The organism is Massilia sp. Soil_C_3 (assembly GCF_057657035.1).
In genome coordinates this window covers 42,686-68,537 of sequence record NZ_JBDGJG010000011.1, presented here as the reverse complement: position 1 = coordinate 68,537, position 25,852 = coordinate 42,686, and the positions used below count along the sequence as shown (strand labels likewise).

Sequence of the window (25,852 nt, the reverse complement as noted above, 5' to 3'; positions counted from 1 at the left end):
TTCTGTGACGTTCCGGAATGAAAAAAGCCACCTTGCGGTGGCTTCTTTCATGATACTTGGCGGAGAGGGTGGGATTCGAACCCACGGTACGGTCACCCGTACGCCTGATTTCGAGTCAGGTACATTCGACCACTCTGCCACCTCTCCGGCTTTGGTCGATCCCTGCAGTGAGCTGCAAGAGACCGCCATTATAGACGCATTCGAGAAAAATGGAAGGGGGAAATGTGCGTGGAAGCACGATTTCCCTACACCACCACTCAGGCAGCCGGCGCCAGACGCTCCAGCCCGCCCATATACGGACGCAGCACTTCCGGCACGATCACGCTGCCGTCGGCCTGCTGGTAGTTCTCCAGCACCGCCACCAGGGTGCGGCCCACGGCCAGGCCCGAGCCGTTCAGGGTATGCACCAGCTCCGGCTTGCCGGCCACATTGCGAAAGCGCGCCTGCATGCGCCGCGCCTGGAAGGCTTCGCAGTTCGACAGCGACGAGATCTCGCGGTAGGTGTTCTGCGCCGGCAGCCACACCTCGAGGTCGTAGGTCTTGGCGGCGGAAAAGCCCATGTCGCCGGTGCACAGCTGCATCACGCGGTATGGCAGGCCGAGCGAGGTCAGGATGAATTCGGCCTGGCCGACCATCTCTTCGAGCGCCGCATACGACTGCTCCGGATGCACCACCTGGACCAGCTCGACCTTGTCGAACTGGTGCTGGCGGATCATGCCGCGGGTGTCGCGGCCATAGCTGCCGGCTTCGGAACGGAAGCACGGGGTATGCGCGGTCATCTTGATCGGCAGTTCGTCCAGCGCCACGATCTCGTCGCGCACCACATTGGTCAGCGAGACTTCCGAGGTCGGGATCAGGTAGAAGCTCTCGCCCTCGCCTTCGGCGCCGCCCTTCTTGACCGAGAACAGGTCGGCCTCGAACTTCGGCAGCTGGCCGGTGCCGCGCAGCGAATCGGCGTTGACCAGGTACGGGGTGTAGCACTCGGTATAGCCGTGCTGGCCGGTGTGGGTGTCGAGCATGAACTGCGCCAGTGCGCGGTGCAGGCGCGCCATGCCGCCCTTCATCATCGAGAAGCGCGAGCCCGTGATCTTGGTCGCGGTCTCGAAATCCAGGCCCAGGCGCTCGCCGATGTCGACGTGATCGCGCACCTCGAAGTCGAACGCGGCTGGCGTACCGACCTTGCGCACTTCGACGTTGGCGCTTTCGTCCTTGCCTTCGGGCGTGCTCTCGTGCGGCAGGTTGGGCAGTGCGGCGATGAAGTTCGTCAGCTTGGCCTGGACGTCGGCCAGCGCCACTTCATTAGCCTTGAGCTCGTCGCCCAGTCCGGCGACTTCAGCCATCACGGCGGTCGTGTCTTCGCCTTTGCCCTTGAGCATGCCGATCTGCTTCGACAGCGAATTGCGCTTGCCTTGCAGTTCTTCGGTGCGCGTCTGGTTCGCCTTGCGTTCGGCCTCCAGCGCGTTGAAACTGGCCACATCGAGCTGGTACTTGCGGGTCGCCAGGCGGGCGGCGACGTTGTCGATGTCTTTGCGGAGAAGTTGGATGTCAATCATGTCTGGTTGGACTGGGCTGTATATCGAAAACACAATTGTACCAAGCCGACCGACATTATTTGCGAGATTCGGCAACCATGCTGCCGGGGCCTCGCCCTGCTGCCCCTAAAACCGGCTTGCGCCGGTTTTAGCGGACTGCCAGGCGCGGTGCGCTGACGATCACGGTCTGGATGCTGGCCATGTCGATGGCCGGGACGGTCGATGCGGCGATCTCGATCGGACGCTCGTTGGCGGTAGCGAAACTGGCGACCAGGCCCAGGGCGGCGACGGCGAGGAACAGGGCTTCGAAGTTTTTACGGATGTTCATGATGGCTCCTTCAGGGGTTGGGTGATTCGCGAATTGCTTTGCGATGGTGGTACTTTAGCCACCAGCCCCGTGGATCGCCATCGACTTGCGACGAAGCGCATGAAACGCGGCGCAGAATGCATCAATGCGGGATCAAGCGCGAGATGCCGGCGCATTGCGCGCCGTTGAAGGAAGAAGGACAGGCGCCGGGCTCGCCGGCGCCGTGCGTAGGGTTGGCGGCTGTGCCGCCGACGCGGTGATGGTTGGCAGCGAAATCATCCGGCGCGAGAGCGGAGCCGATAACAATCCACGCGTCGGCGGCATAGCCGCCGACCCTACGAACCGTTGCGCGCCTCGTCGTCGAGGCTGCGCAGCCACGCCAGCTTCTCGGCGATCTTGGATTCGATCCCGCGCGGTACCGGCTGATACCAGCCGGGCTCTGGCATCCCATCCGGCAGATAGGTCTCGCCGGCCGCATACGCGTTCGGCTCGTCGTGCGCATAGCGGTATTCGTGGCCGTAGCCCAGCTCTTTCATGAGCTTGGTCGGCGCATTGCGCAGGTGCACCGGCACCTCGCGCGACTTGTCCTTGCGCACGAAGGCCATCGCCGCATTGAAGGCGTTGTAGCCGGCATTGCTCTTGGAGGCGATCGCCAGATAGATCACGGCCTGGCCCAGCGCCAGCTCGCCTTCGGGCGAGCCGAGCCGCTCATAGGTCGCGGCGGCGTCGTTGGCCAGCTGGATTGCGCGCGGATCGGCGATGCCGATGTCTTCCCAGGCCATGCGCACGATGCGGCGGGACAGGTACTTGGCGTCGGCGCCGCCGTCGAGCATACGGCACAGCCAGTACAGGGCGGCATCGGGGTGCGAGCCGCGCACCGACTTGTGCAGGGCCGAGATCTGGTCGTAGAAATTGTCGCCGCCCTTGTCGAAGCGGCGCGCATTGAGCGTCAGTGCGTTCTCGACGAACTCGGCAGTGATGCGATTGGTGGCGGCGGTATTGGCCGAGGTGCTGGTCTGCTCGAGCAGGTTCAGGAAGCGGCGTGCATCGCCGTCGGCGTAGCCGACCAGGGTGTCGATCGCCAGTTCGTCGAATTCCAGGTGCTGCAGCGCTTCCTTGCGGGCGCGCGCCAGGAGCTGGCGCATCTCGACATCGGTCAAGGCCTTCAGCACATACACCTGCGAGCGCGACAGCAACGCCGAATTGACTTCGAACGACGGGTTCTCGGTGGTGGCGCCGATCAGGGTCACCAGGCCGCTTTCGACGAACGGCAGCAAGGCGTCCTGCTGCGATTTATTGAAGCGGTGGATCTCGTCGATGAACAGGATCGTGTGCTTGCCCCGCGCCAGGTACTGCTCGGCCTGCTCGATCGACGCGCGGATGTCCTTAACGCCCGACAACACCGCCGACAGCGCGATGAACTCGCAGTCGAAGGCGTACGCAGTCAGGCGCGCCAGCGTGGTCTTGCCGACGCCCGGCGGCCCCCAAAGGATCATCGAATGCGGCTTGCCGGATTTGAAGACCAGGTTCAGCGGCTTGCCGGGCCCCAGCAGGTGGCTCTGGCCGACCACCTCGTCGATGGTGCGCGGACGCAGGGCTTCGGCCAGCGGCGCGGCCGGCGCGGTCTTGAACAGGTCATCCGTGGACATGAATGCGGAAAGGCGAATGGTTGTGCATGGACGTAGTGTAGCCGATGCACGACGGGGCCGCGCGGCGCGCGCGCCCCGTTGGTGGCTTACTGGCTCACGACGTCGGCGCCCTGCGGCGCCGTGAACTTGAACTGCTGCGCACCCAGTTGCGGGTTGCGCTGGAAGTTGGTGAAGCTCAGGCGCGAGGTCTGGCCGAAGGTGTCCTTCAATTCCATCGCCATCGGCACGCCATCCTTCAGGCCGATGCTGATCTGCTCGAACGAGGTGTCCTTGGCCTTCGGCGTGGCGTTCAGCCACTCCATGCCGTCCCGCGCACCGGCTTCGCTCAGCGTGAAGTTTTCTTCCAGCTTGTTGCTGCCGAACAGGATCGCGGCCGGCGAGCTGCCCAGCGCATTACCCAGCTTGCGGGTAGTGACCTGGTTCAGGTCCTTGTCGTAGATGTACAGGGTTTCGCCGTCGGCCTGCAGCACCTGTTCATAGGGCTTCTGGTAGGTCCAGATGAACTTGCCGGGACGGGCGAACACGAAGCTGCCGCTCGATGCAGGCGTGGCCTTCCCGCTTTTCGATTTACCCAGTTGCTGTTGGGTAAATTCGCCCTTGGCCGACTGGGTCGAGGCGACGAAGGATTTGAACTGGTCGAGGGCGGCGGCGCTCGCCATGCCCGGGAAAGCGAAGGCGCTCGCGGCCACTAGAGCGGCGACAGTGAATTTGGTCATTGCTTGCATCCAGGGTTCCTTTATTGTTATTCGGCGCTTGCAGTCGGCACCAGGATGTCGCGGTTGCCGTTCGACTGCATCGGCGACACCATGCCGTTCTGCTCCATTTGCTCGATCAGGCGGGCGGCCCGGTTGTAGCCGATGCGCAGATGACGCTGCACCAGCGAGATCGAGGCCTTGCGGTTCTTGAGCACGACCTGCACCGCCTGGTCGTACATGGCGTCGGATTCGCCGCCGCCCTCGCCCGCCACCGCACCGTCGGCGCCACCTTCTTCCAGCGTGCCGCCTTCGAGGATGCCCTCAATATAATTGGGCGCGCCCTGCTCTTGCAGATGTTTTACAACTCGATGCACTTCCTCGTCCGACACGAAAGCGCCGTGGACCCGCACCGGCAGGCCGGTGCCGGGCGGCATGTACAGCATGTCACCCATGCCCAGCAGGGTCTCGGCGCCCATCTGGTCGAGAATCGTGCGCGAGTCGATCTTGGACGAGACCTGGAACGCAATACGGGTCGGGATGTTGGCCTTGATCAGGCCGGTGATCACGTCGACCGACGGACGCTGGGTCGCAAGAATCAGGTGGATCCCGGCCGCGCGCGCCTTCTGGGCGATACGCGCGATCAGTTCTTCCACCTTCTTGCCGACGACCATCATCAGGTCGGCCAGCTCGTCGATGATGATGACGATGGTCGGCAGTTTTTCCAGCGGCTCGGGCGCGTCCGGCGTGATCGAGAACGGGTTCGGGATGTGTTCCTCGCGCTTGGCGGCGTCAAGGATCTTGGCGTTGTAGCCGGCCAGGTTACGCACGCCCAGCTTACTCATGAGCTTGTAGCGGCGCTCCATCTCGTTGACCGCCCAGTTCAGCGCATGGCCGGCCTGGCGCATATCGGTCACGACCGGCGCCAGCAGGTGCGGAATGCCTTCGTAGACCGACATCTCCAGCATCTTCGGGTCGATCAGGATCAGGCGCACGTCGGCCGGATCGGATTTGTACAGCAGCGACAGGATGGTGGCGTTGATGCCGACCGATTTACCCGAGCCGGTGGTACCCGCCACCAGCAGGTGCGGCATCTTGGCCAGGTCGGCCACCACTGGCTTGCCGGCGATGTCCTTGCCCAGCGCCACGGTCAGGCTGGACGGGCTGTCGCCATACACCTTGGAACCGACGATCTCGGTCAGGCGCACGATCTGCCGCTTCGGATTCGGCAGCTCCAGCGCCATATAGTTCTTGCCGGGGATGGTCTCGACCACGCGGATCGAGGTCAGCGACAGCGAACGCGCCAGGTCGCGCGCCAGGTTGACGATCTGGCTGCCCTTGACGCCGGTGGCCGGCTCGATCTCGTAGCGGGTGACGACCGGGCCCGGATAGGCGGCCACGACCTTGGCTTCGACGCCGAAGTCGGACAGCTTCTTCTCGATCAGGCGGCTGGTGAATTCCAGCGTCTCGATGGATACCGTTTCCTGGGCGGCCGGCGCATCGTCCAGCAGGCCCAGCGGCGGCAGGCCGGAATCGCCGTTCAAGTCCTGGAACAGCGGCGACTGGCGCTCCTTCTCGGCGCGCTCTGACTTTGGCACGCTGACCATCTGCGGCTCGATCTTGATCGTGGGCGCCACCGCCTGGGCCGACGGCAAGGACGCCGACGATGGGGCGGCTTTTGGCGCCGGCTGCGCCAACTCGAGCGACGGCTCGGCCTTCACCACCGGGATCGGCTTGTCCGCATGCTTCTCGGTGAACTTGGCGCGCTCGTGGACCACCACTTCGTCGCGCTTGACGGCGGCGGCCTCGCCATGGCGGCGGTCCTCGATGTCTTCCATGCGCAAGCGGAACCAGTCGAAGCTGCCGTCGACCACGGCGCCGATACGCTCGGCCACGGCCAGCCACGACACCTGGAAGAACAGCGAAAAGCCCAGGAAGAACAGCAGCAGCAGCAGCAGGGTCGCGCCGGTCGAGCCGAACGTGACGTGGCTCGCATGGCCGATCAGCTGGCCCAGCACCCCACCCGGCGCGCGCGGCAGCTCGACGTCCCACGACCACATGCGCAGGTATTCCAGGCCGACGCTGCCGGCGAACATCAGGGCGAAACCGATCCAGCGCACGTACATCTCGCCGTGGTGCGGTTCCTCCACCTTGGTGCCGAGCTTGTCGGTGAGCCGGCGCCAGCCGCGCCAGACCTGGCGCAGGAAGATCACGCCCCACCACCAGGCCGAGAAACCGAAAATGAACAGCAGCAGGTCGGACAGCCAGGCGCCGGCGCGCCCGCCCAGGTTGGCGATGCGCGGCACCACATTGGCGTGCGACCAGCCCGGATCGAGCTTGCTGTAACTGAGCAGGATCAGGACGAAATACAGGAAGGCGACGGCGCCGGCGATCCAGCGCGCCTCGGACAGCAGGCGCGCGAGGCGGCCCGGCAGCGGACGACGGGCGGCGGCGCTGGCCTGGGTGCGGGTGTATCCGGAGGTGCTGGCTTGGCTATTCTTGCTCATTACAGGTACTGCGGAAGTAAGTACTATCGACGATCCGCTCATTCTAAGCGATATACGGTCGCGTTGCCCCCTCGATTCATGCACATCTGCATCATCGACTATAATCGGCGCTCTCTGGACACCCCTCTGGCTGGCTTCGGTGGCCCTTGATTCCTGTCAGGCCGCCCCCAATTGCCGTGTGTCCACATAACAACCACGTGAAGCAAAGAGCGCCGCCATGACTACTACCAAACACGCCAAAGTCCTCATCCTCGGTTCCGGGCCAGCCGGCTACAGCGCCGCGGTGTACGCCGCCCGCGCCAACCTGAAGCCGATGCTGGTGACCGGCGTCGAGCAGGGCGGCCAGCTGATGACCACCACCGACGTCGAGAACTGGCCGGGCGATCCGCTGGGCGTGCAGGGTCCGGAACTGATGCAGCGCCTGCTGCAGCATGCCGAGCGCTTCAACACCGAGATCGTGTTCGACCATATCCACACGACCTACCTGAACGAAAAACCGATTCGCCTGGTGGGCGACAGCCACACCTTCACTTGCGACGCCCTGATCATCGCCACCGGCGCCTCGGCCCAGTACCTGGGCCTGCCGTCGGAACAGGCCTTCATGGGCCGCGGCGTGTCGGCCTGCGCCACCTGCGACGGCTTCTTCTACCGCAACCAGGAAGTCGCGGTCATCGGCGGCGGCAATACCGCGGTCGAGGAAGCCCTGTACCTGGCCGGCATCGCCTCGAAAGTCACCCTGATCCACCGCCGCGACAAGTTCCGCGCCGAGCCGATCCTGGTCGACCGCCTGATGCACAAAGTCAGCGAAGGCAAGATCGTGCTTGAACTGAACCAGACCCTGGACGAAGTCCTGGGCGACCAGAGCGGCGTGACCTCGCTGCGCCTGAAATCGGCCAACAGCGACGAAACCAAGGAACTGACCGTGCACGGCCTGTTCGTGGCAATCGGCCACAAGCCGAACACCGGCATCTTCGAAGGCCAGCTCGAAATGCATAGCGGCGGCTACCTGGTGACCAAGTCGGGCCTGGAAGGCATGGCGACCGCCACCAGCGTGCCGGGCGTGTTCGCCGCCGGCGACGTGCAGGACCACATCTATCGCCAGGCGATCACCAGCTCGGGCACCGGCTGCATGGCCGCGCTCGACGCCCAGCGCTACCTGGAAGCGCTGGAAGACGATCCTAAATAAGCGATCCAAAGTAATCAACGCACTAAAAAGGTAGCAAGCGATGGCGGGCATGAAAGACTTCGCGCAGCTGAAAGGCTTGCGCGACCAGCTCAAGGAAGACGAGCGCGTGCGCGCCATCGAACAGGCCGAAGGCGAGAAGCGCGAGCGCATCGCGCGCGAGCGGGCGGTGGAATTTCGCACCTCGATGGAAGGCATCACCAAGATGCCAGAGTCGGACCGCTACGTGCATCGCCCGGTGTACGTAGCGCCCAGCGCCGCCCGGGCGCGCGCGCAGCTCAGTCCCGAGGACGAAACGGCGGACGTGCTGCGCGCCTCGATGTCGGATGAACTGTCCGACCTGTTCGACGTCGAGGGCATGCTCGACGAAGACCCGTCCATGAGCTATGCCCGCGACGGCGTCGGCCCCGACGTCGTGAAAAAGCTGCGCAAGCGCCACTGGCCGATCCAGGACGAGCTCGACCTGCACGGCCTGACCCGCGACGGCGCGCGCGACGCCCTCACCGATTTTCTCCACCGCGCCAACCGGCGCGGGATGCGCTGCGTGCGCATCATCCACGGCATCGGCTACGGTTCGCCCAAGGGCGAGCCGGTGCTGCGCAGCATCGTGCACAGCTGGCTGGTGCAAAAGAACGAAGTCATCGCCTTCTGCGCCGCGGGACGCTCCGACGGCGGTCATGGCGCCCTCATCGCCCTGCTGCGCCCCGCCCTGCACGATTGATGTTGCGCGCGGTGGACGATATGCGCGTTCTCGTGTGACAATCACCCATTTCAATCTGGCAATTCCGCCGGGATTTGTCTGTTAACTGTAGAATGTCTCGTACCCGGACGTTTCCGGATTGACCGCAAAGGGGATGTGTGAATTGAACGCGACGCAAGCAGTTCCAATGGAACACGGACGGCAGGTCGACCTGCAATCCTGCGCCGACGAACCGATCCACGTCCCGGGTTCCATCCAGCCGCACGGCGCCCTGCTGTTCTTCCAGGAGAACGGCCAGCTCGAAGGCTGGAGCATGAATGCGCCGGCGATGCTCGGCATCGCGCCCACGCTCGGCCTGCCCTATGCCGATCTCGGCCTGCCGGCTGACGCAGTCGACGCCATCGCCGACTGCATCGCCGTGCGCGACGACGACGATGCGGCGCCGCTGGTGGTCAGCCTGCGTGTCGGTGACATCGATTACGACTGCGTGGTGCACGCCGAAGCCGGCCGCATCGTCGCCGAATTCGAGTTGCGCCAGACGTCGAGCGAGGAAGTGTCGCGCTTCGCCATCAAGGCCCACGGCTCGATCGACCGCCTGCGGCGCCAGAAGACCATCGATGCCCTGCTCGCCTCGGCGGTGCAGCAGGTGCGCGAGTTCACCGGCTTCGATCGCGTGATGGCCTATTGCTTCCGCGCCGACGACAGCGGCGACGTGGTCGCCGAAAGCCGTCGCGACGACCTGGTGCCCTATCTCGGACAAAGATACCCTGCTGGAGATATCCCGGCCCAGGCGCGCCGCCTGTACACGCTCAACACCCTGCGCATGATCGCCGACATGGACTACGAGGCGGTGCCGCTGTATGGCGCGCCGGGTGCGGCGCCGCTGGACATGAGCTTCGCGGTGCTGCGCAGCGTTTCGCCGGTGCACGTCGAATACCTCAAGAACATGCACGTGTACGCCTCGATGAGCGTGTCGATCGTCATCAATGGCCGCTTGTGGGGCCTGATCGCCTGCCATCACATGTCACGCAAGCTGGTGCCGCATGCGGTCCGCATGGCGGCCGACGTACTGGCCCAGGTAATGGCCTCGACCATTCACAGCATCGAAGCGCGCCATGAGGCGTCGCTGGCCGAGCAGTCGGCGCGAGTGCGCACCGCGCTGGTCGAATCGCTGCTGCTCGACGACGACCCGCTCGACGCGCTGGGCGAACACGCCCGGGCGCTAATGGCGGCCAGCGGCGCGCAGGCGATGGTGGCGACCCAGCACGGCAAGATCGCCGCCCATGGCGACCTGCCGGCCGGCCTGGCCGACGCGATCGTCGCCTCGCTGCCCGACAACCAGCACGATCTGGTGGTGCGCGAGATGCGCGCCGACTGGCCCGAGGCTTTGCGCGAACAACTTGGCAAGTGGGTCGGCCTGCTGGCTCTGCCCTTCGACCCGCTCGGCCACGGCTGGTGCATCCTGCTGCGCGTCGAGCAGATCGAGACCGTGGCCTGGGGCGGCCGCCCGGACAAGATCGAAGCCCTCGGCCCGCTGGGCGCGCGCCTGACGCCGCGCGGCTCGTTCGACGCCTGGCACGAAACGGTGCGCGGCTGCGCCCACCCATGGGAGCACAGCGTGCTGGCCAATGCCCGCCTGACCCTCGCCGAACTGGTGCGGGCCGTGAACGCGCACCGCTCGCAGACCGAGGCCACCCGCGCCCAGCTGCTGGCGATGCTGGGCCACGACCTGCGCGACCCGCTACATTCCATCAATATGGCCGGCATGGTGCTGGAACGCACCGGCAACGCCAGCGGCGGCGGCAGCGGCCAGCCGACCATCGGCAAACGCATCCAGTCTTCCACCAACCGCATGCAGCGCATGATCAGCCAGGTGCTGGACATGAGCCGCATCGACCGCGGCATGGGCTTGGGCGTGGCGCTCGAGCCGGTTGACCTGAAGGCATTGCTGGTCGACCTGATGGACGAGGCGCGCATGGCCTATCCGTCGATCCCGCTGGAACTAGTGTGCGACGACCCAGCCACGGTGCGGGCCGACAGCGGCCGCCTGGCCCAGGTGCTGTCGAACCTGTTGAGCAATGCGCGTCACCACGGCGAGCCGGGCCAGCCGGTCACGGTCTGCCTGCGCACGCAAGGCAGCGAGGCCTCGGTTGCCGTGTCGAACGCGGGCGCGCCGATCCCACCGGAGACGGTGGCGACCCTGTTCAATCCTTTCAAGCGCGCATCGCTGAACAATCCACGCAACCGCACCGGCATGGGCCTGGGGCTGTACATCGCGCAGCAGATCGTGCGCGAGCACAGCGGCGAGATCGCCTACCGTTACGACAACGAGCAGGTGGTGTTTACTTTGCGCCTGCCGCTGGTCGACGGCTGACCAGGGTCGGCAAACTCCAGCCGCCCCCTAGGGCGATCCCGCGGCACATGCCGGTCGTGCCCGATGCCGTGTGCACGAAGCGCCGGCCATCCCATACCCATTCGTCGTGCCCCCAGCAGTCGCCGATGCCGCGGCCCTTGTGCGCCGCGCCGATGACGCCCTTGTCGTAGTCGGTGCCGGACTGGGTCACCAGTGCCGGCGCGAACGGCGGCTTGCGGTTGGCGACCCAGTAGCCGTGCCCCTCGTTATAGGCGCCGCGCCAGCAGCGCGCCGAGACCAGCATCGTCGTTGACGTGAGCGGCGCATAGGCGAATTGGCTCTCGCCGATGGCGATCGCCTCCAGGTCGCCGCAGTCCTCATTGCCGGCAGTCTTGCGCAGGGTCGCCAGCAGGATCCGTTCTTCTTGCTTGCCCAGCGGCGCCAGTTCGCCAGCCGGCACCGGGGCTGCCGTGACGAGCGGCGCCGGCAGCGGCGGCAACACATCCTGCTCTGGCCTTGATCCCTTGCGCATGGCGGCGCCCGGCGTGCCGAGGCGTCCCTGGAACTCGTCCATCTTGAGCAGGACCGCCGAGGCGCCCTTGCCCGACAGGGACCAGGCGAGGCCTCCGGCATGCCAACTCACCTTGCCGGCGCCGGCTACCGCACGCAGCAGCGCCTGGGACTGGGAAGCGCTCAGGTTGCCGATCGACTCCTCGCCTTTCAGCTCGACCGTGCCGAGCCCGCGGCCGTCGACCTGCATCGCGAGCGTCGCGGGCAGGTCGATGCCATCGTCGGCGTCGCCCAGCCGCAGCTTCACATCGAAAGCCTGGCCCGGCCCTGCCCTGCGCTCCAGCAGGACCGACAGCGGCCGGTTGCGGCCGTCCTCGGCATGGTAGCCGGCTGCGCGGCAGGTACGGGTGTTGTCGCAGGCAAGTTCCCAGTCGTGGTGCTGGAAAGACAGCTTGGGCAACTCGGTGGCCCACAGTGGATTGGCGGGGTTGGCGGCGGCCAGGGAGGCCAACAGGATGGTGGCGATACGCATGCGTGAATGGGCTTTCTCTCGTCGTTGGTGGCGCCGCAGATTTACCTAACGTAAGTCTGCAGGCGCATGGTAGTCTAACAACACTTCCCGCTTCCTGCTGCTGCATGACCCTCATCAAGTTCATCGAAATCATGGCGATCCTGGTCGGCGCGTTTTCCGGCTTCATCGAGGCGCGGCGCAAACGCATGGATCTGGTCGGGGTCTTCACGGTGGCTTTCATCACCGCCTTCGGCGGCGGCACCCTGCGCGACATCCTGCTCGACAAGCGCCCCCTGTTCTGGGTCACCCACCAGGAATACGCGATCGCGATCTTCGTGCTGGCGCTGGTGGCCTCGCCCCTGATCCGCACGCTGCGCCAGATCGTGTCGGAACGCCTGATCGTGGTGGCCGACGCGGTGGGACTGGGACTGTTTTCGATCGCCGGGACCTCGGCCGCGCTGGCGGCCGAAATGCCGATCTTTATCGCCTCGATGATGGGCGTGATCACCGGGATCTTCGGCGGCGTGCTGCGCGACATCGTCTGCAACGAGGTGCCGATGGTGTTCCGGGACGGCAAACCGTATGCGATCTGCGCCTTCCTCGGCAACTGGCTGTTCCTGTTGATGGGCAAGTACGGCGTGTCGCACGACTTCGCGCTGTGGTCGAGCTGCCTGTTCATCAGCGGGCTGCGGCTGCTGACGTGGAAGTTCGATATGCGGATGGGCCGGTAAGGATGGGGCGGTGAATGCCGCCCCGAGCGTGCTTACACCGCGTCCGCCCCGGTCTCGCCGGTACGAATACGAATCACCTGCTCCACGTTCTGCACAAAAATCTTGCCGTCGCCGATCTTGCCGGTGCGGGCGGCCTTGATGATAGCGTCGACCACCTGCTCGGCCATCGGATCGTCCACCACCACCTCGATCTTCACCTTCGGCAGGAAGTCGACCACGTATTCCGCGCCGCGATACAGCTCGGTGTGGCCCTTCTGGCGGCCGAAGCCCTTCACTTCGGTCACGGTCAGGCCGGTCACGTTCACCTCGGCCAGCGCTTCGCGCACTTCGTCGAGCTTGAACGGCTTGATCACGCAGGTAATCTGTTTCATGGTGTTGGTCCTTTCATGTACCAAAGTTAATCGGGGATGTTCGCCAGGTCGTCCAGCCACACGGTGGCCTCGGAGTCGGACGGCGCGCGCCAGTCGCCGCGCGGGGACAGCGAGCCGCCATTGCCGACCTTCGGTCCGTTGGGCACGCAGGAGCGCTTGAACTGGCTGGTCTTGAAGAAGCGGAACAGGAAGATCGACAGGTTGCGCTTGATGGCTTTCATGTCATACTGGTTGCGCGTGCCCAGCTCCTCGGGCCAGCGGCCAAGTTCGCGATCCTGCCAGGCCGAGTATGCGAGGAAAGCCGTCTTGCTCGGCTTGTAGCCGTAGCGCAGCGTGTAGAACAAGTTGAAATCCTGCAGCTCGTAGGGGCCGATCCGGTCCTGTGTGCTTTGCGCAGGCTTGTCGTCGTTTTCGCCGCCTGGCACCAGCTCGGGGCTGATCTCGGTGTCGAGGATGTCGAGCAGCACCTGGGCGTCGCCGCCGACCACGGCCCCGGTCTCGGCCACCCAGCGCACCAGGTAGGAGATCAGGGTCTTGGGCACGCTGGCGTTCACATTGTAGTGCGACATATGGTCGCCCACGCCGTAGGTGCACCAGCCCAGCGCCAGCTCGGACAGGTCGCCGGTGCCGATCACGATCCCGTTGTGGAAGTTCGCCAGGCGGAACAGGTGATTGGTGCGCTCGCCCGCCTGCACGTTCTCGAAGGTGATGTCGTATTCGGCCTTGCCCTCGACATAGGGGTGGCCGAGGTCCTTCAGCATCTGGATGCAGCTCGGGCGGATGTCGATCTCTTGCGCGCTGCAGCCGACCGCCGCCATCAGGTCACGCGCCTGCCTGAGCGTGCGGCCGCTGGTGGCGAAGCCCGGCATCGTATAGGCCAGGATGTTGGTGCGCGGCAGGCCGAGACGGTCCATGACTTTCGCACACACCAGCAGCGCATGGGTCGAGTCGAGGCCGCCCGACACGCCGATCACCACTTTCTCGATGCCGCTCGACGACAGGCGCTGGATCAGGGCCTGCACCTGGATGTTGTAGACCTCAGTGCAACGCTCGTCGCGCCGCGCGCGGTCGGCAGGCACGTAGGGGAATCGCTCGATCTTCCGCTCGAGCGGCAGGGTGCGCGCGAAAGGCAAATCCAGCTCGAAGCCGATCACGCGGAAGTTCGACACCTCATCGGCATGGCGCCGCACCGACTGGGCGAAGGTGGTCGCCTTCATGCGCTCGGTCGACAAGCGGTCCAGGTCGACGTCGGCACAAATGATGTGCGAATCGTCGGCGAAGCGCTCGGACTCGGCCAGCAGCTCGCCCTTCTCGTAGATCAGCGACTGGCCGTCCCAGGCCATATCGGTGGTCGATTCGCCGCGGCCGGCCGAGGTGTACAGATAGGCCGCCATGCAGCGCGCCGACTGCTGGCCGACCAGCTGGTGGCGGTAGCCGCTCTTGCCCACCACGACGTTCGAGGCCGACAGGTTGACCAGCACCGTGGCGCCGGCCAGCGCGGCGAACGAGGATGGCGGCACCGGCACCCAGACGTCCTCGCAGATCTCGACGTGGAAGCGCAGCAGCGGCAGGTTGGCGACCTCGAACAGCAGGTTCGCGCCGAAGGGAACGAGCGCGCCGAACAGGTCGATCTGGTCCACCGCCGCGCAATCCGCGGGGGTGAACTGCCGGGATTCGTAAAACTCGCCATAATTAGGCAAGAAACTCTTTGGCACCACGCCCAGCACTTTGCCGTTCGCGATCACCACGCCGCAATTGAACAGCATGTGGTTGACCCGCAGCGGCATGCCGATCACCATAGCCAGCGGCAGCGTTTTTGACTCATCGACGATGGCCGCCAGGCCCTCGAGCGTGGCGTCGAGCAGCGCGCGCTGGTGGAACAGGTCGTCGCAGGTGTAGGCGGACAGGCCCAGTTCGGGGAATGCGACCAGGGCGGCGCCCTGTCCGGCAGCCTGGCGCGCGAGCAGGATGGTCTGCAGGGCGTTATACGCCGGGTCGGCGATCCGCACGCGCGGGATGGCCACCGCGACGCGGGCGAAATGGTGCGAATAGAGATTGAAGAATGGGCTGTTCATAAAATGATCTTCGCAGTGAGACAGGTCGAGGCCGCATCGCTGCCTGTCGTCACTCACCTCGTCAATGGAAGCAATTTTGAATTATCGCACGCATATCGTTTCCGATCTGTCCGAAGTCGGCCAGGCCTCCTGGGACGCACTGGTCCAGGCCCAGGCGGCGCCGACGCCGTTTCTCTGCTACGCCTTCCTGCACGCGCTGCACGCCTCGGGCAGCGCCTCGCCCGAGACGGGCTGGCAGCCGCAATTCCTGCTGCTGTATGACGAACAGAACGTGCTGGCCGCCGCCCTGCCCCTGTACGTCAAGGGCCATTCGTATGGGGAATACGTGTTCGACTGGGCCTGGGCCGACGCTTATCAACGCCATGGGCTCGACTATTACCCGAAGCTCCTGAGCGCGATCCCGTTCACGCCGGTGGCAGGGGCGCGCCTGATGGCGCGCGATGCCCAGGCGCGCGCCGCCCTGGTCGATGTACTGTGCGCCACCCAGCGGGCGACCGAGGTCTCCTCGACCCATGTGCTGTTCCCGCCCGAGGACGAGGCGCAGCAGCTGCGCGAGGCCGGCTTCCTGCTGCGCAGCGGGGTGCAGTTCCACTGGCTCAACGGGGGCTACCGCAGCTTCGACGAATTCCTGGCCACGCTCGAGCAGAAGAAGCGCAAGAACATCCGCGCCGAGCGGCGCAAGGTGAAGGAAGCCGGCGTGACCATGCGCAGGGTGCGCGGCGTGGACGCCACGCGCGAGGATTGGGTGCTGTTCAACCGCTGCTATCGCAACACCTACCGCGAACACCACTCGACGCCCTACCTCAACCTCGATTTTTTCCTGCGCATCGGAGAAACGATGCCGGAGAATATCCTGCTGGTGATCGCGGAACAGGAAGGCCGGCCGATCGCGGCCTCGCTGGTGATCCACGATGAACACACGCTGTACGGCCGCTACTGGGGCGCGCTCGAGCACGTGCCCTGTCTGCACTTCGAGGCGGCCTACTATCAGCCGCTGGAATTCTGCATCGAGCAGGGCATCGCCACCTTCGAAGGCGGCGCCCAGGGCGAGCACAAGATGGCGCGTGGCTTCTTGCCGACCCGGACCTGGTCGGCGCACTGGCTGGCGCACCCGTCGTTCGCGGACGCGGTCGAGCGCTTCCTGGAGCGCGAGGCGGGCGGGATCGACGATTACATGGACGAGCTGAACGAGCGCAACCCGTTCCGGGGGCGCAGCTGAAGGTCTCCGGGACGGCGTTCAGTCGCCATCCCGGATCGGATGCCGCTTACTTCTTCTTGCTGGTGACCTGTTCGAAATCGGCCTTGCGGATCATCCCGTGCACGCCCTTGGTGCCGTCGACGACCTGGCTCACCTGGAAATCGGAGGCTGCGCTCAGGTAGGCATAGGCGGTGGCGCGGTCCATGCCCAGCACCTCGGTCAGGAAGCGGATCGATTCGCGCACCGCATCCTTCATCGCTTCATCGAGGTCGGGATTCAGGCCGATCGTCACCCAATGGTCCGGGGTCTCTCCCATCGGGCGGCCAAGGCTGCCGGAACTCGATGGGATGGCCTTGTCGCCCTTCTTGAGCAAGGTGATGCGGAAGGTCGGGCGCATCGAATGCTCGAGCGCGGTCAGCGCGACCTCGCCGTCGCCCTGCGCCATGTGCGGGTCGCCCATATAGAAATTGGCGCCCTTGACCAGCACCGGGAAGTACACGGTGGTGCCCACGCCCAGGTCGTTGATGTCCATATTGCCGCCATAGAGACCAGGCGGGACCGAATGAACCTTGGCGGTGGTGGCCGCCGCCACGCCCATCGTGCCCATGAACGGCGCGGTCGGGAAGATCACCTCGGTGCCGTCCTTCGTCTTCATCACACCTTCCCATTTGCCGTCCTTGCCGCGGCGGATCGGCGTGAACACCGATACGTTGTGATAGGCCTCCGGGTTGGCCGCCGAGGCGTGCGCCAGCGGTTTTGGCGTTTCGGGGAATTCGCCCGGCAGCGCGCCCTTGCCGTGGCGGTTCGACACGACGCCATACGGCACGCGCGGCACGGCCGACAGCAACTCGACTTTCAGCACGTCGCCTGGTTCCGCGCCCTGGATCTCGACCGGACCGGTCACGATGTGCGGGCCGTCCTTGGCGAAATCGTGGGCCATGTTCGAGCCGGTGATGGCGATCGCGTCCTTGAGCACCATATTCGCCGGGATGCCCTTGCTGCCAAAGTACTTGACCGGATTGCGCCCCTGGTCTTCCACCATGCCTTCGTGCGACAGCGTGTCGAACACGATGGTGGCGCCCGATGGAATCGACAGCACCGGCTTGGTGGCCGCGTTCGGCAGGTAGCCCCACTGGATCGTGTCCACGGTCGACGGCACGTAATAGACCTCATGCTGCGTGCCGGGCAGGACGATGCGGCCGGGCTTGTCGGCCAGCGGTTGCAAGGGGAAGCCGGCATCGGCCGCTTAGGCGGATGCGGCAAGCGGGGCCATGCCTGCAATGGCGAGTGCGGTCAGCAGAGGGATGGTGCGAAACTTCATGATGGCTCCGATGTAGAACTGTTTAGCAGGAGACTGCTAAACAGCAACAACCGTGCCAAACCGTTTCGGCGCTTTTTCGCGTAAAACGCACTATGGCAGTGCGCTACCTGTGTCGTCTGACGGCGAAAGTATTCCAATACGATGCATATTCATCTATACAAATATGCCTGAGTTGCGACAGGCGATACCGACGAAAAAAAAAAGCTGGTCCGCGAGACGGATCCAGCTTTTTATTCATTGCCGCCGACGATTTGGCGGCAGACATGCTTAGTTCCAGCCGCCCGCATTGCTGCGGAAATTCTCCTGGAACGGCTTGCCGGCCTCGGCCTGCTTGCGGATGATGCTCTTGGCGCGGCTGCCGGCGGCAGCGACCAGGGCAATGACGATCTTCTTCACTTTCGACTCCTTGATTGCACCGCCAACAATGGCGGCGCCTACGATAACGACTGCTATGCAACCGTTATATAGGCGACCCGGACGAACTTCCAATTCCGAGTAACAATATCAGACATCAGCTTCGTGAATGTTAATCGAGCTGCCTCCCTAGCCAGCTATGGATCCCTTCAAGGGAACGGAATTCGGACACGGAGCGGCAGGCGATTCCAGGGTGGCGCGCTTGCAACATGCGCGCCAGGGCAGCGCCCGGCCCCAGTTCGAGCGCGACCGTGACGCCGGCTTCGACACACGCGTCCATGCATTCGCGCCAACGGATCGGCTCGGCGATCTGGCGCGGCAGCTCGCGCATCGCCTTCTTCGCATCGATGACCGGCTCGGCCGAGATGCCGGACAGGACCGGGAAGGCCGGCGCCGACCAGCGCTGGCGTTCCAGTAGCGCCGCGAACGGCGCCACGGCGGCCTGCAGCAGCGGCGTGTGCGAGGCCACGGCGACCGGCAGCAGCGTCGCGCGTCCGCCGGCCGCCAGCGCCGCTTGCGCCAGCGCCTCGCCCTGGGCGGCAGGACCGCCGGCCACCAGCGCGTCGTCGCCGGTAACGATGGCGGCGTAGTAGCCGAAGCGCGCCAGCAGCGCCCCCACGCTCCCATCGGGCATGCCGGACAGCGCGACCATCGCCTGCGCCGGCCCGCCTTCCAGGCACGCATCCATCAGCCGCGCGCGTTCGATGGCCAGCCTCACCGCATCGTCCGGATCGAGGGCGCCGGCGACGCCATAGGCCGACAATTCGCCGATGCTGTAGCCTGCGACCAGCGCCGGTTCTGGCAGCCGGGCGCGCAAGGCGGTCCACATCGCCAGGGTCGCCGCGACGATGGACGGCTGCGCGATGCGGTTCGCAAAACGCTCTTCGCCCTCCACTGAAGCGCGCAGCATCGGCGCCAGTTGCGGGTCGCTGAACCATTCGTCCAGCAGCCCGCTGGCGCCAAGGTCCATGCGCGCCAGGTCGAACATGCCGGCATGCTGGGCGCCCTGCCCGGGGCACAAGATGGCGAGCCGTCCCGCCATGCTAATCGACCGTCACGGCCTGCAGCAGGCAGGCCGCGCCCAGCAAGTCGGCCGCGCCGCCCGGCGACAGGCGTGCGGCGACAAAGTCGCGGTGACAGGCCCGCGCCCGCGCTTCCCAGTCCGGGCTCGCGGTGCCGCCGCGTGCAACGAAGGCGCGCGCCTGGCGCCGCACCGTCGCGGCGCCGTCAGGGCCGCCCCGATGATAGACATTGGTGTCGCTGATGTGGGCCATCAGGGCGAACAGCGCATCGATGCGCGCCTCCCGTATGCCGCGGCCAGCGGCAAGAGTGCGGCGCAGGGCCGGCAGGCCGATATGAAAGACCGACGGAAAGCCGCGCGCGCCCTCTTCGCGTGCGCCGCTCGCCGCGTAGGCCGACCGCGCCCGGGCCCCGTTCGATTGCATCTCGGGAGCGACACTGTGCGCGCCGAGTTCGCGCCCCCAGCCATCGAGGAGCATGGCGTGCACCCTGCCTGCCGTCAGCGCCGCGCCACTGGCGTGGCAGCGCCCGATCGCGGCGCACAGCATGCCGAGGCAGAAGATCGCGCCACGGTGGGTGTTGATGCCGGCGGTGGCGCGCAGCATGCGCGCTTCGGCATCGATGCCGAGCCGCTTGAGCACGTGGAACGGCGCGTCGCGCATGCCGGCGTGGGTAATCTCCAGAAAAAAGCGGCGCAGTGCGAACATGCTGCGCAAGAAGGTCGTGGCAGTCATGTCGGCATGACTGCCGTTGTCGACCAGCGAGACCAGGCCCGGCTTCGGATACAAGACCAGTTCAGCGTACAGGCTGCGCACGGCCAGGCGCGCAATGCGTTGGCAGAACGCACGCTCGGCGATGGCGGCCGGCAGGCGTGACGCCGCCGTCGTGTGCAGGGAAATCAGTTCGGGCACGTCTCTTCCTCCAGCGTCGCGATCAGTTCTTCGGGCAGCACCAGCGCGATCCGGTGCAGTCCCTTGGTCAGCACGCGCGTGCCCGGCGCGCCGGCAAAGGCCGCGCGCAACTCCTTCCACGCCACCGCGCGCCCGTCGGGAAACACCACTTCGCCATCGAGCGGCAGGATGCCCGCGTGCCAGGCCAGCAGGTCCAGCCCCTTCATCAACTGGCGCCGGCTGGTGGGCTGCAGCAGCACGTCGATGTCGGAATGCGGCGTCAGGTAGTACTGGCCGGTCAGCGCCGCCAGCGCCACCGAGCCATACGTCGCCAGGCCGACGCCGGCTTCGGCGGCCTGGCTTTCGAGCAGGGCCAGGCTCTCGCGCCACTGCTCCGGCACCGCGTCCAGGGCCGCGACCAGCGGCAAGGCGCGCGTGCGGCGGCCGATATCGGACAGCTCGACCCGGCAGCCGAACTTCAGCTTACCGCCGTCCTCGGGCCGCGGCGGCAGTGGAAAACCGATCGCAACCTCGTTCGCCGCCATCTCGGCTTCGGCGCGCCGCACCACGGCCGGCCAGCCGCCGTCGCGCCAACGGTCGAGCGCGGCCAGCGCCGCCTCGGGCGCGCCGGCGCGCACGCGCTGCCAGCCGCGGCGCGTCAGCCACACCAGGTCATGCCGCGCGAACATGGCCGCCGCTCCGCACCGCTTCGGCGACCGGCTGCGCCAGCAGACGCCCGCCCCGCTCAAGGCCCAGCGCCATGCGCCGGTCTTCATCCGTGGCATCGCCCAGCGCGCGCACCAGCTGCCCGGCGAGATCGTCTTCCCAGATGCCGTGCAGGCCGCCCATGCGCAGATAGTTTTCGGGGCCCGGCGCGAATACCGGATTGTCCCTGGCCAGCTCGGTCAGGCGTTCCTCGGGCACCTTGGTGATGCGCGCCATCGCCGGCAGGCCCATCACGCGGATGGTCGACTGCGGCAGCGCATAGCAGGCGCTCGCAATCAGGCCGCTGGTGATGAAGCCGCCCGACAGCGCCTGGTCGTACACCAGGCCGATCACGGTATGGCCCTGGCGGCGCGCCAGGTCGACGCACTTGCCCAGATGGGCCATATAGCTGTTGATGCCCAACATCTCGTCGCGGTGGCGCAGGCGCTGGCCTTGCGTGTCGACCAGGATCAGGATCGGCCGTCCCGGATGCTCCTGCACCGTCCTGAGGATCGCCTGCGCCTGGGCCAGCGCGATCTCGATACCGATCGGCGTGTGGCCGGTGGTGCCGATCACGGCGACCGGCTTGCCGTCGACCTGCGCCGTGCCCGATAAAAAATTGTCGCGTTCGACGATGTCGTGACCGCCGGGGAAAAGCTGGGTCGTAAGTAGCTGCCAATCCATCGTCAATCTCCCGTTGTGGCGCGGTATTGCGCCGCCATGTCGAGGAAGGCGTCGGCCTCCAGCATCGGCACCCTGGCCGGCTCCGGCACGCCCAGTTTCTGCCACACGTCCATCGGTTCGGCCAGACCCGCGCTGTCGTCCAGGCGCCGCGCCAGCATGGCCTGCTCGGCCAGCAAGCCCTCGAGCGTCAGGCGCACTTCTCCGCCCCGCAGCTCGGCGATCGCCGCGATAGCGGCCGTGCGGAAGGCGTCCGACTCGTCCGCCACCAGCACCTGGCAATCGCCCAGCAGGTAGCGGTGCTTGCCGCCCGTAGTGCGCCACACCAGCGCGCGGTCGCGCGAATCGAATTCCTCGACCCCATTCGCGGTCTCGATCACCTCGGGGCCGGACATCGCAAGCCGTCCCTCCTCGGACATGATGACGGTGTTGGCGCAGCGCGCCGCGATGCCCATGCCGCCGAAGCAGCCATTGGCGCCGCCCACCACCGCCACCACCGGGATGCCGGCCGCACGCACGTCGAGCATGGCGCGCATCACTTCCGACACCGCGATCAGGCCGGCATTGGCCTCGTGCAGGCGCACCCCGCCCGATTCCAGCAGCAACAGCACCGCGTGCGCGTTCTCGTCGATCGCGCGGCGCAGCATGCCCACCAGCTTGGCGCCGTGGACCTCGCCCACCGCGCCGCCCATGAAACCGCCCTCTTGCGCGGCGCCGAACACCAGCTTGCCATTGAGCTTGCCGCGGCCGACGACGACGCCGTCGTCGAACGACACCGGCGCGTCGAGCTGGGCCAGGTGCGGGCTCGCCACCCGTTCGCTCGGCGGCAGGAATTCCTCGAAGCTGCCGGCGTCGAACAGCGCCGGAATGCGCTGGCGCGCCGTCAATTCCTGGTAGCTGCTCATACTGCCCCTCCAGTCAGGGACTCCACCGCCTGGTCCAGCCGCAGGCTGACCACGGCCGGTGTGGCGCCCATATCGTTGATGCTGATGCGCGCGTCGGCGAGACTCCAGCGATCGTGAAAATCGGCCATCACGGCCTGCCAGGTGGCGCCGAAGCCGACGGCCGCGGTGCGCACCTCGATCTCGCACGCACCCTGCAAGGGTGACGGCTCGATCAATACTTCGAGATTGCCCGAGCCGACCACGCCCACCAGCTGCGGCATGCCGGCCAGCGAACGCCTGCCCTGCTCGAAACGGTATTTCAACGTTTCCATGGTTGTTTCCTCACCAGTTCCTGAAGCGCTTCGGCGGATCGTACAGGCCGCCGGATGCGCGCACCAGGCCCTTCATGTTCTTGGCGGCCAGCAGGTCGCGGGTCGCCATCCGTTTGTCGATGCCAAGGTCTTCGGGGCGCTGGACGATGCCGCGGTCGCGCAGGTTCTCGACCATGCGCTTGTCGCGCGCCATGCCCACCGGCGTGTAGCCGGCCACGCCGCGGATCGCCTGCTCGCGTTCTTCTTCGGTGCGGCACAGCAGCAGGTTGGCGATGCCCTCTTCGGTCAGGATGTGGGTGACGTCGTCGCCATAGATCATCACCGGCGGGATCGCCATATTGGCCTGCTCGGCGAGCTGCCAGGCGTCGAGCTTTTCGACGAAGGCCGGGGCCATGTGCTCGCGGAAGGTCTCGACCATCTGCACCACCAGCTTCTGCCCGCGCGGGATCACGTTGCGCCCCTGCCGCGCCTGTTCGCCGGCCTTGAGCCAAGCCTTGCTCGGGTGACGCCGGCCGCGCGCATCGGCGCCCATATTCGGTGCGCCGCCGAAACCGGCGATCCGGCCCAGGGTCGCGGTCGACGAATTGCCCTGCAAGTCGATCTGCAGGGTCGAGCCGATGAACATATCGCAGGCATAGTGGCCGGCCGCCTGCGAGAACGCGCGATTGCTGCGCATCGAACCGTCCGGCCCGACGAAGAACACGTCCGGCCGCGCGCTGATGTATTTTTCCATGCCCAGTTCGGATCCGAAGGAATGCACCGATTCCACGAAGCCGGCCTCGATCGCGGGGATCAGCGCCGGGTGCGGGTTCAGGGCCCAGTGGCGCGCGATCTTCCCTTTCAGCCCGAGGCTGGCCGCATAGGTCGGCAATAACAGTTCGATGGCGGCGGTGTCGAAGCCGATGCCGTGGTTCAGGCGCTCGATTTCGTACTCGGCATAGATGCCCTTGATCGCCATCATCGCCATCAAGACCTGGATCTCGGAGATCTGGGCCGGATCACGCGTAAACAGCGGCTCGATGTAGTACGGGGTGGGCGACTGGACCACGTAGCCGACCCAGTCGCCCGGGATGTCCACGCGCGGCAGCTTGTCGACGATCTGGTTGACCTGGGCGATCACGATGCCGCTCTTGAAGGCGGTCGCCTCGGCGATGGCCGGCGTGTCCTCGGTGTTCGGGCCGGTGTACAGATTGCCCTCGCGGTCGGCCATCTCGGCCGCCACCAGCGCCACGCGCGGCGTCAGGTCGATGAAGTAGCGCGCGAACAGCTCCAGGTAAGTGTGGATGGCGCCGATATTGAGCTTGCCGGCCTGCGCCAGCTTGGCCAGGCGGCCGGCCTGCGGGCCGGAGAACGAGAAGTCCAGCTTTGAGGCGATCCCCTTGTCGAACACGTCCAGGTGCTCGGGCAGCGACAGCACCGACAGCAGCATGTGCAGGTCATGCACGCGGCTGGTGTCGACTTTCGTGAGCGCCTTGCCCAGGAAATCGGCCTGCTTCTGGTTGTTCCCCTCCAGGCAGACCCGGTCGCCCGGCTCCAGCACGGCATTGAGCAGGTCGACGATGTGCGCGGCCTGGACGATCTTGCCGTCCAGCGCCCCGCCGAGCGCCGCCTGGACCCGTGCCAGGCGATCGCCGCGGTTGCGTTGCTGGGTAGTCCAGCGGCCTTCACTGTGAGTCATGAGATTTCCCGTTGTTGCAAAAGTTTGTCTGTCCTTAGAACACCACGAACAGCACCCACAGCACGACCGGCGCCACCAGGGTGACGATGCCGCCATAGATCATCAGCTGCCGCAAGAAGACGTCGCGGTCGATGCCCTGCGCGCTGGCCAGCACGAGCGCACCGTTGGTCGAGAACGGGCTGACGTCGACGATGGTCGAGGCGACCGCCATGGCGGCGATGAAGCCGATCGGGTCGACGCCGGTGCCCGAGGCCAGGAACGGCACGGCCAGCGGGATCAGGGAGCCGAGCACCGCGGTCGAGGAAGCGAAGGCCGAGACAACGGCGCCGACGAACAGCAGCAGCAAGGCCACGGTCAGCGGCGAAGCCAGGCTGGCGGCGCTGTCGCCGACCCAGGTGATGGTGCCCATCTTCTGCATCACGCCGACATAGGTCGACACGCCGACGATCAGCATGATCTCTGGCCACGACACCTGGCCGATGGCGCGTTTCTGCACCTGCGGCGACAGGATCGAGATCAACAGGCCGATGGTGATGGCCACAAAACCGATGTCGAGCTTGTACAGCAGGGTCAGCACGGCCAATGCGACCAGGCCGACCACGGTGAACATCTGGTGGAAGGTCGGGCCTTCGTTCAGGTCGACCGCGGCGTGGCCGGCAGCGCTGCCCGAGCCGGTGGCGCCCACCGCGCCGACGGCGGCGCTCGAACGTTCCTTGGTCAGGCGTTCTTCGCTGGCCGATTCATTCTCGGCGTCGCCGTAGATCTGCGGGCCCTGGGCCGCCACCGCCACCGGCGGACCGAAGCGCGAGACCGGGAGCCCCTTGCCCGAGCGCTCGGCCTTCGGCACTTGCTGGCGCATCAGCTTGGCGCCGCCAAACACGAAGAACAGCAGCACCGACACCGCCAGGTTGACGCCCAGGCTGGTGAAGGCAGTGGTCAGCGGCGAAATCGGCAGCCCCGCTTCCATCACGACCTTGTTGGTGATGCCCCCGTAGATGCTGATCGGCGAGAAGCCGCCGCCCTGGGCGCCGTGGATCACCAAGAGGCCCATCATGAGGGGATTGATCTTGTACTTGGCCGCGAAGCCGAGCGCGATCGGGGCGATGATCGCCACCGCCGCCGGGCTGACCGCGCCCACCGAAGTGAGCAAGGCGGTGATGAAGAACATCACCCACGGGATGGCTGCGATGCGACCGCCGACGGCGCGCACCGCGAGCCGCACCAGCCAGTCGATGGTGCCGTTGTTCTGGGCCTGGGCGAACAGGAAGGTGATGCCGACCAGGGTCAGGAACAGTTCGGCCGGGTAGCCGGACATGATGGTCTTGGTTTCCATGCCGGCGACCAGTGTGCCGACGAGGAAGGCGCCGACGAAGGCGATGACACCCATATTGATGGGCATGGCGGTGGCGACGATGAACATCAGCGCCAGCACGCAGATTGCAATGACATGAGAGGACACGGCAAGGCTCCTTCGAGGTGCGGGCCGGCTCCAACCGGGTGACCGCGGGTGGTACGTCTCCAATACATGCTCCGTGCCGTGCGCCACCCTCGGAATCTGCGGCGGGCCGGACCATGCTCTTTTTTATGCTGTTCGTGACGCCAAATTAA

At 66.0% G+C, this 25,852-nt stretch carries 23 protein-coding genes and 1 tRNA gene; 5 read left to right on the top strand and 19 right to left on the bottom strand.

Translation table 11 applies throughout. From position 1 onward, the window contains the following. Window positions 1-57 precede the first annotated feature (57 nt). From AC3A6F_RS21815 to AC3A6F_RS21790, 6 genes are all read right to left on the bottom strand, one after another. Window positions 58-147, bottom strand: a tRNA-Ser gene (locus AC3A6F_RS21815). Between the two features lie 110 nt (window positions 148-257). Next, the gene (serS, locus tag AC3A6F_RS21810; RefSeq protein ID WP_487684862.1) at window positions 258-1,553 is read right to left on the bottom strand and encodes a serine--tRNA ligase; all 1,296 of its coding nucleotides are present in this window, start codon (window positions 1,551-1,553) and stop codon (window positions 258-260) included. A gap of 127 nt (window positions 1,554-1,680) precedes the next feature. Next, window positions 1,681-1,860, bottom strand: coding sequence for a hypothetical protein (locus AC3A6F_RS21805; RefSeq protein ID WP_123068843.1), 180 nt, complete (start codon window positions 1,858-1,860; stop codon window positions 1,681-1,683). A gap of 314 nt (window positions 1,861-2,174) precedes the next feature. Further along, the gene (locus AC3A6F_RS21800; RefSeq protein ID WP_487684859.1) at window positions 2,175-3,488 is read right to left on the bottom strand and encodes a replication-associated recombination protein A; all 1,314 of its coding nucleotides are present in this window, start codon (window positions 3,486-3,488) and stop codon (window positions 2,175-2,177) included. Window positions 3,489-3,574: 86 nt separating this feature from the next. Next, window positions 3,575-4,213 carry an outer membrane lipoprotein chaperone LolA gene (lolA, locus tag AC3A6F_RS21795; protein ID WP_487684856.1) on the bottom strand — a complete coding sequence of 213 codons (639 nt, stop codon included), beginning with the start codon at window positions 4,211-4,213 and terminating at the stop codon, window positions 3,575-3,577. Window positions 4,214-4,230: 17 nt separating this feature from the next. After that, complete coding sequence (locus AC3A6F_RS21790) at window positions 4,231-6,687, bottom strand: DNA translocase FtsK (RefSeq protein ID WP_487684853.1); 2,457 nt, start codon at window positions 6,685-6,687, stop codon at window positions 4,231-4,233. Window positions 6,688-6,904: 217 nt separating this feature from the next. On the opposite strand from AC3A6F_RS21790, the gene trxB reads away from it, so the two are divergent. From trxB to AC3A6F_RS21775, 3 genes are all read left to right on the top strand, one after another. Then, entirely contained in the window at window positions 6,905-7,873 is a 969-nt protein-coding gene (trxB, locus tag AC3A6F_RS21785) for a thioredoxin-disulfide reductase (protein ID WP_123068839.1), read from the top strand. A gap of 40 nt (window positions 7,874-7,913) precedes the next feature. Then, complete coding sequence (locus tag AC3A6F_RS21780) at window positions 7,914-8,591, top strand: Smr/MutS family protein (protein ID WP_487684849.1); 678 nt, start codon at window positions 7,914-7,916, stop codon at window positions 8,589-8,591. A gap of 166 nt (window positions 8,592-8,757) precedes the next feature. Then, a complete protein-coding gene (locus AC3A6F_RS21775; protein ID WP_487684846.1) occupies window positions 8,758-10,944 on the top strand; it encodes an ATP-binding protein in 2,187 nt (728 codons plus the stop codon). Here the strand turns inward: AC3A6F_RS21775 and AC3A6F_RS21770 are convergent. Further along, window positions 10,913-11,965 (bottom strand): DUF1176 domain-containing protein, encoded by a 1,053-nt coding sequence (locus AC3A6F_RS21770; RefSeq protein WP_487684844.1) that lies wholly within the window; start codon window positions 11,963-11,965, stop codon window positions 10,913-10,915. The two genes, AC3A6F_RS21775 and AC3A6F_RS21770, sit on opposite strands and share 32 nt — an antisense overlap. Window positions 11,966-12,069: 104 nt before the next feature. Here AC3A6F_RS21770 and AC3A6F_RS21765 point away from each other — a divergent pair, with 104 nt between their 5' ends. After that, entirely contained in the window at window positions 12,070-12,675 is a 606-nt protein-coding gene (locus AC3A6F_RS21765; RefSeq protein WP_005669569.1) for a trimeric intracellular cation channel family protein, read from the top strand. 32 nt (window positions 12,676-12,707) lie between these two features. On the opposite strand, the gene AC3A6F_RS21760 is transcribed toward AC3A6F_RS21765, so the two are convergent. Together AC3A6F_RS21760 and AC3A6F_RS21755 are read right to left on the bottom strand one after the other, a co-directional pair. After that, entirely contained in the window at window positions 12,708-13,046 is a 339-nt protein-coding gene (locus AC3A6F_RS21760; protein ID WP_005669566.1) for a P-II family nitrogen regulator, read from the bottom strand. A 26-nt stretch (window positions 13,047-13,072) separates the two neighbouring features. Continuing rightward, complete coding sequence (locus AC3A6F_RS21755) at window positions 13,073-15,121, bottom strand: NAD(+) synthase (protein WP_487684839.1); 2,049 nt, start codon at window positions 15,119-15,121, stop codon at window positions 13,073-13,075. Window positions 15,122-15,185: 64 nt separating this feature from the next. Here AC3A6F_RS21755 and AC3A6F_RS21750 point away from each other — a divergent pair, with 64 nt between their 5' ends. Further along, window positions 15,186-16,340, top strand: a complete 1,155-nt coding sequence (locus AC3A6F_RS21750; protein WP_487684836.1) for a GNAT family N-acetyltransferase — start codon at window positions 15,186-15,188, stop codon at window positions 16,338-16,340. A 46-nt stretch (window positions 16,341-16,386) separates the two neighbouring features. Here AC3A6F_RS21750 and AC3A6F_RS21745 read toward each other — a convergent pair whose 3' ends face one another. From AC3A6F_RS21745 to AC3A6F_RS21700, 10 genes are all read right to left on the bottom strand, one after another. After that, window positions 16,387-17,544 (bottom strand): acetamidase/formamidase family protein, encoded by a 1,158-nt coding sequence (locus AC3A6F_RS21745; RefSeq protein ID WP_487684833.1) that lies wholly within the window; start codon window positions 17,542-17,544, stop codon window positions 16,387-16,389. A 363-nt stretch (window positions 17,545-17,907) separates the two neighbouring features. Next, entirely contained in the window at window positions 17,908-18,036 is a 129-nt protein-coding gene (locus tag AC3A6F_RS21740; protein ID WP_320475436.1) for a hypothetical protein, read from the bottom strand. Between the two features lie 130 nt (window positions 18,037-18,166). Next, a complete protein-coding gene (locus AC3A6F_RS21735; protein WP_487684829.1) occupies window positions 18,167-19,096 on the bottom strand; it encodes an ACP S-malonyltransferase in 930 nt (309 codons plus the stop codon). A 1-nt stretch (window position 19,097) separates the two neighbouring features. After that, window positions 19,098-19,985, bottom strand: a complete 888-nt coding sequence (mdcB, locus tag AC3A6F_RS21730) for a triphosphoribosyl-dephospho-CoA synthase MdcB (protein ID WP_487684826.1) — start codon at window positions 19,983-19,985, stop codon at window positions 19,098-19,100. Further along, window positions 19,973-20,653, bottom strand: coding sequence for a malonate decarboxylase holo-[acyl-carrier-protein] synthase (mdcG, locus tag AC3A6F_RS21725; protein WP_487684823.1), 681 nt, complete (start codon window positions 20,651-20,653; stop codon window positions 19,973-19,975). Before mdcG ends, mdcB begins: the two co-directional genes overlap by 13 nt. Then, a complete protein-coding gene (locus AC3A6F_RS21720) occupies window positions 20,637-21,353 on the bottom strand; it encodes a biotin-independent malonate decarboxylase subunit gamma (protein WP_487684820.1) in 717 nt (238 codons plus the stop codon). The genes mdcG and AC3A6F_RS21720 overlap by 17 nt, the downstream gene beginning before the upstream one ends. A gap of 2 nt (window positions 21,354-21,355) precedes the next feature. Beyond that, a complete protein-coding gene (locus AC3A6F_RS21715) occupies window positions 21,356-22,255 on the bottom strand; it encodes a biotin-independent malonate decarboxylase subunit beta (protein ID WP_487684817.1) in 900 nt (299 codons plus the stop codon). After that, the gene (gene mdcC, locus AC3A6F_RS21710; RefSeq protein ID WP_005669552.1) at window positions 22,252-22,566 is read right to left on the bottom strand and encodes a malonate decarboxylase acyl carrier protein; all 315 of its coding nucleotides are present in this window, start codon (window positions 22,564-22,566) and stop codon (window positions 22,252-22,254) included. Before mdcC ends, AC3A6F_RS21715 begins: the two co-directional genes overlap by 4 nt. Before the next feature lie 10 nt (window positions 22,567-22,576). After that, window positions 22,577-24,244, bottom strand: coding sequence for a malonate decarboxylase subunit alpha (gene mdcA, locus AC3A6F_RS21705; RefSeq protein ID WP_487684814.1), 1,668 nt, complete (start codon window positions 24,242-24,244; stop codon window positions 22,577-22,579). A gap of 34 nt (window positions 24,245-24,278) precedes the next feature. Beyond that, window positions 24,279-25,703, bottom strand: a complete 1,425-nt coding sequence (locus AC3A6F_RS21700; RefSeq protein ID WP_487684811.1) for an SLC13 family permease — start codon at window positions 25,701-25,703, stop codon at window positions 24,279-24,281. Window positions 25,704-25,852: the final 149 nt, after the last annotated feature.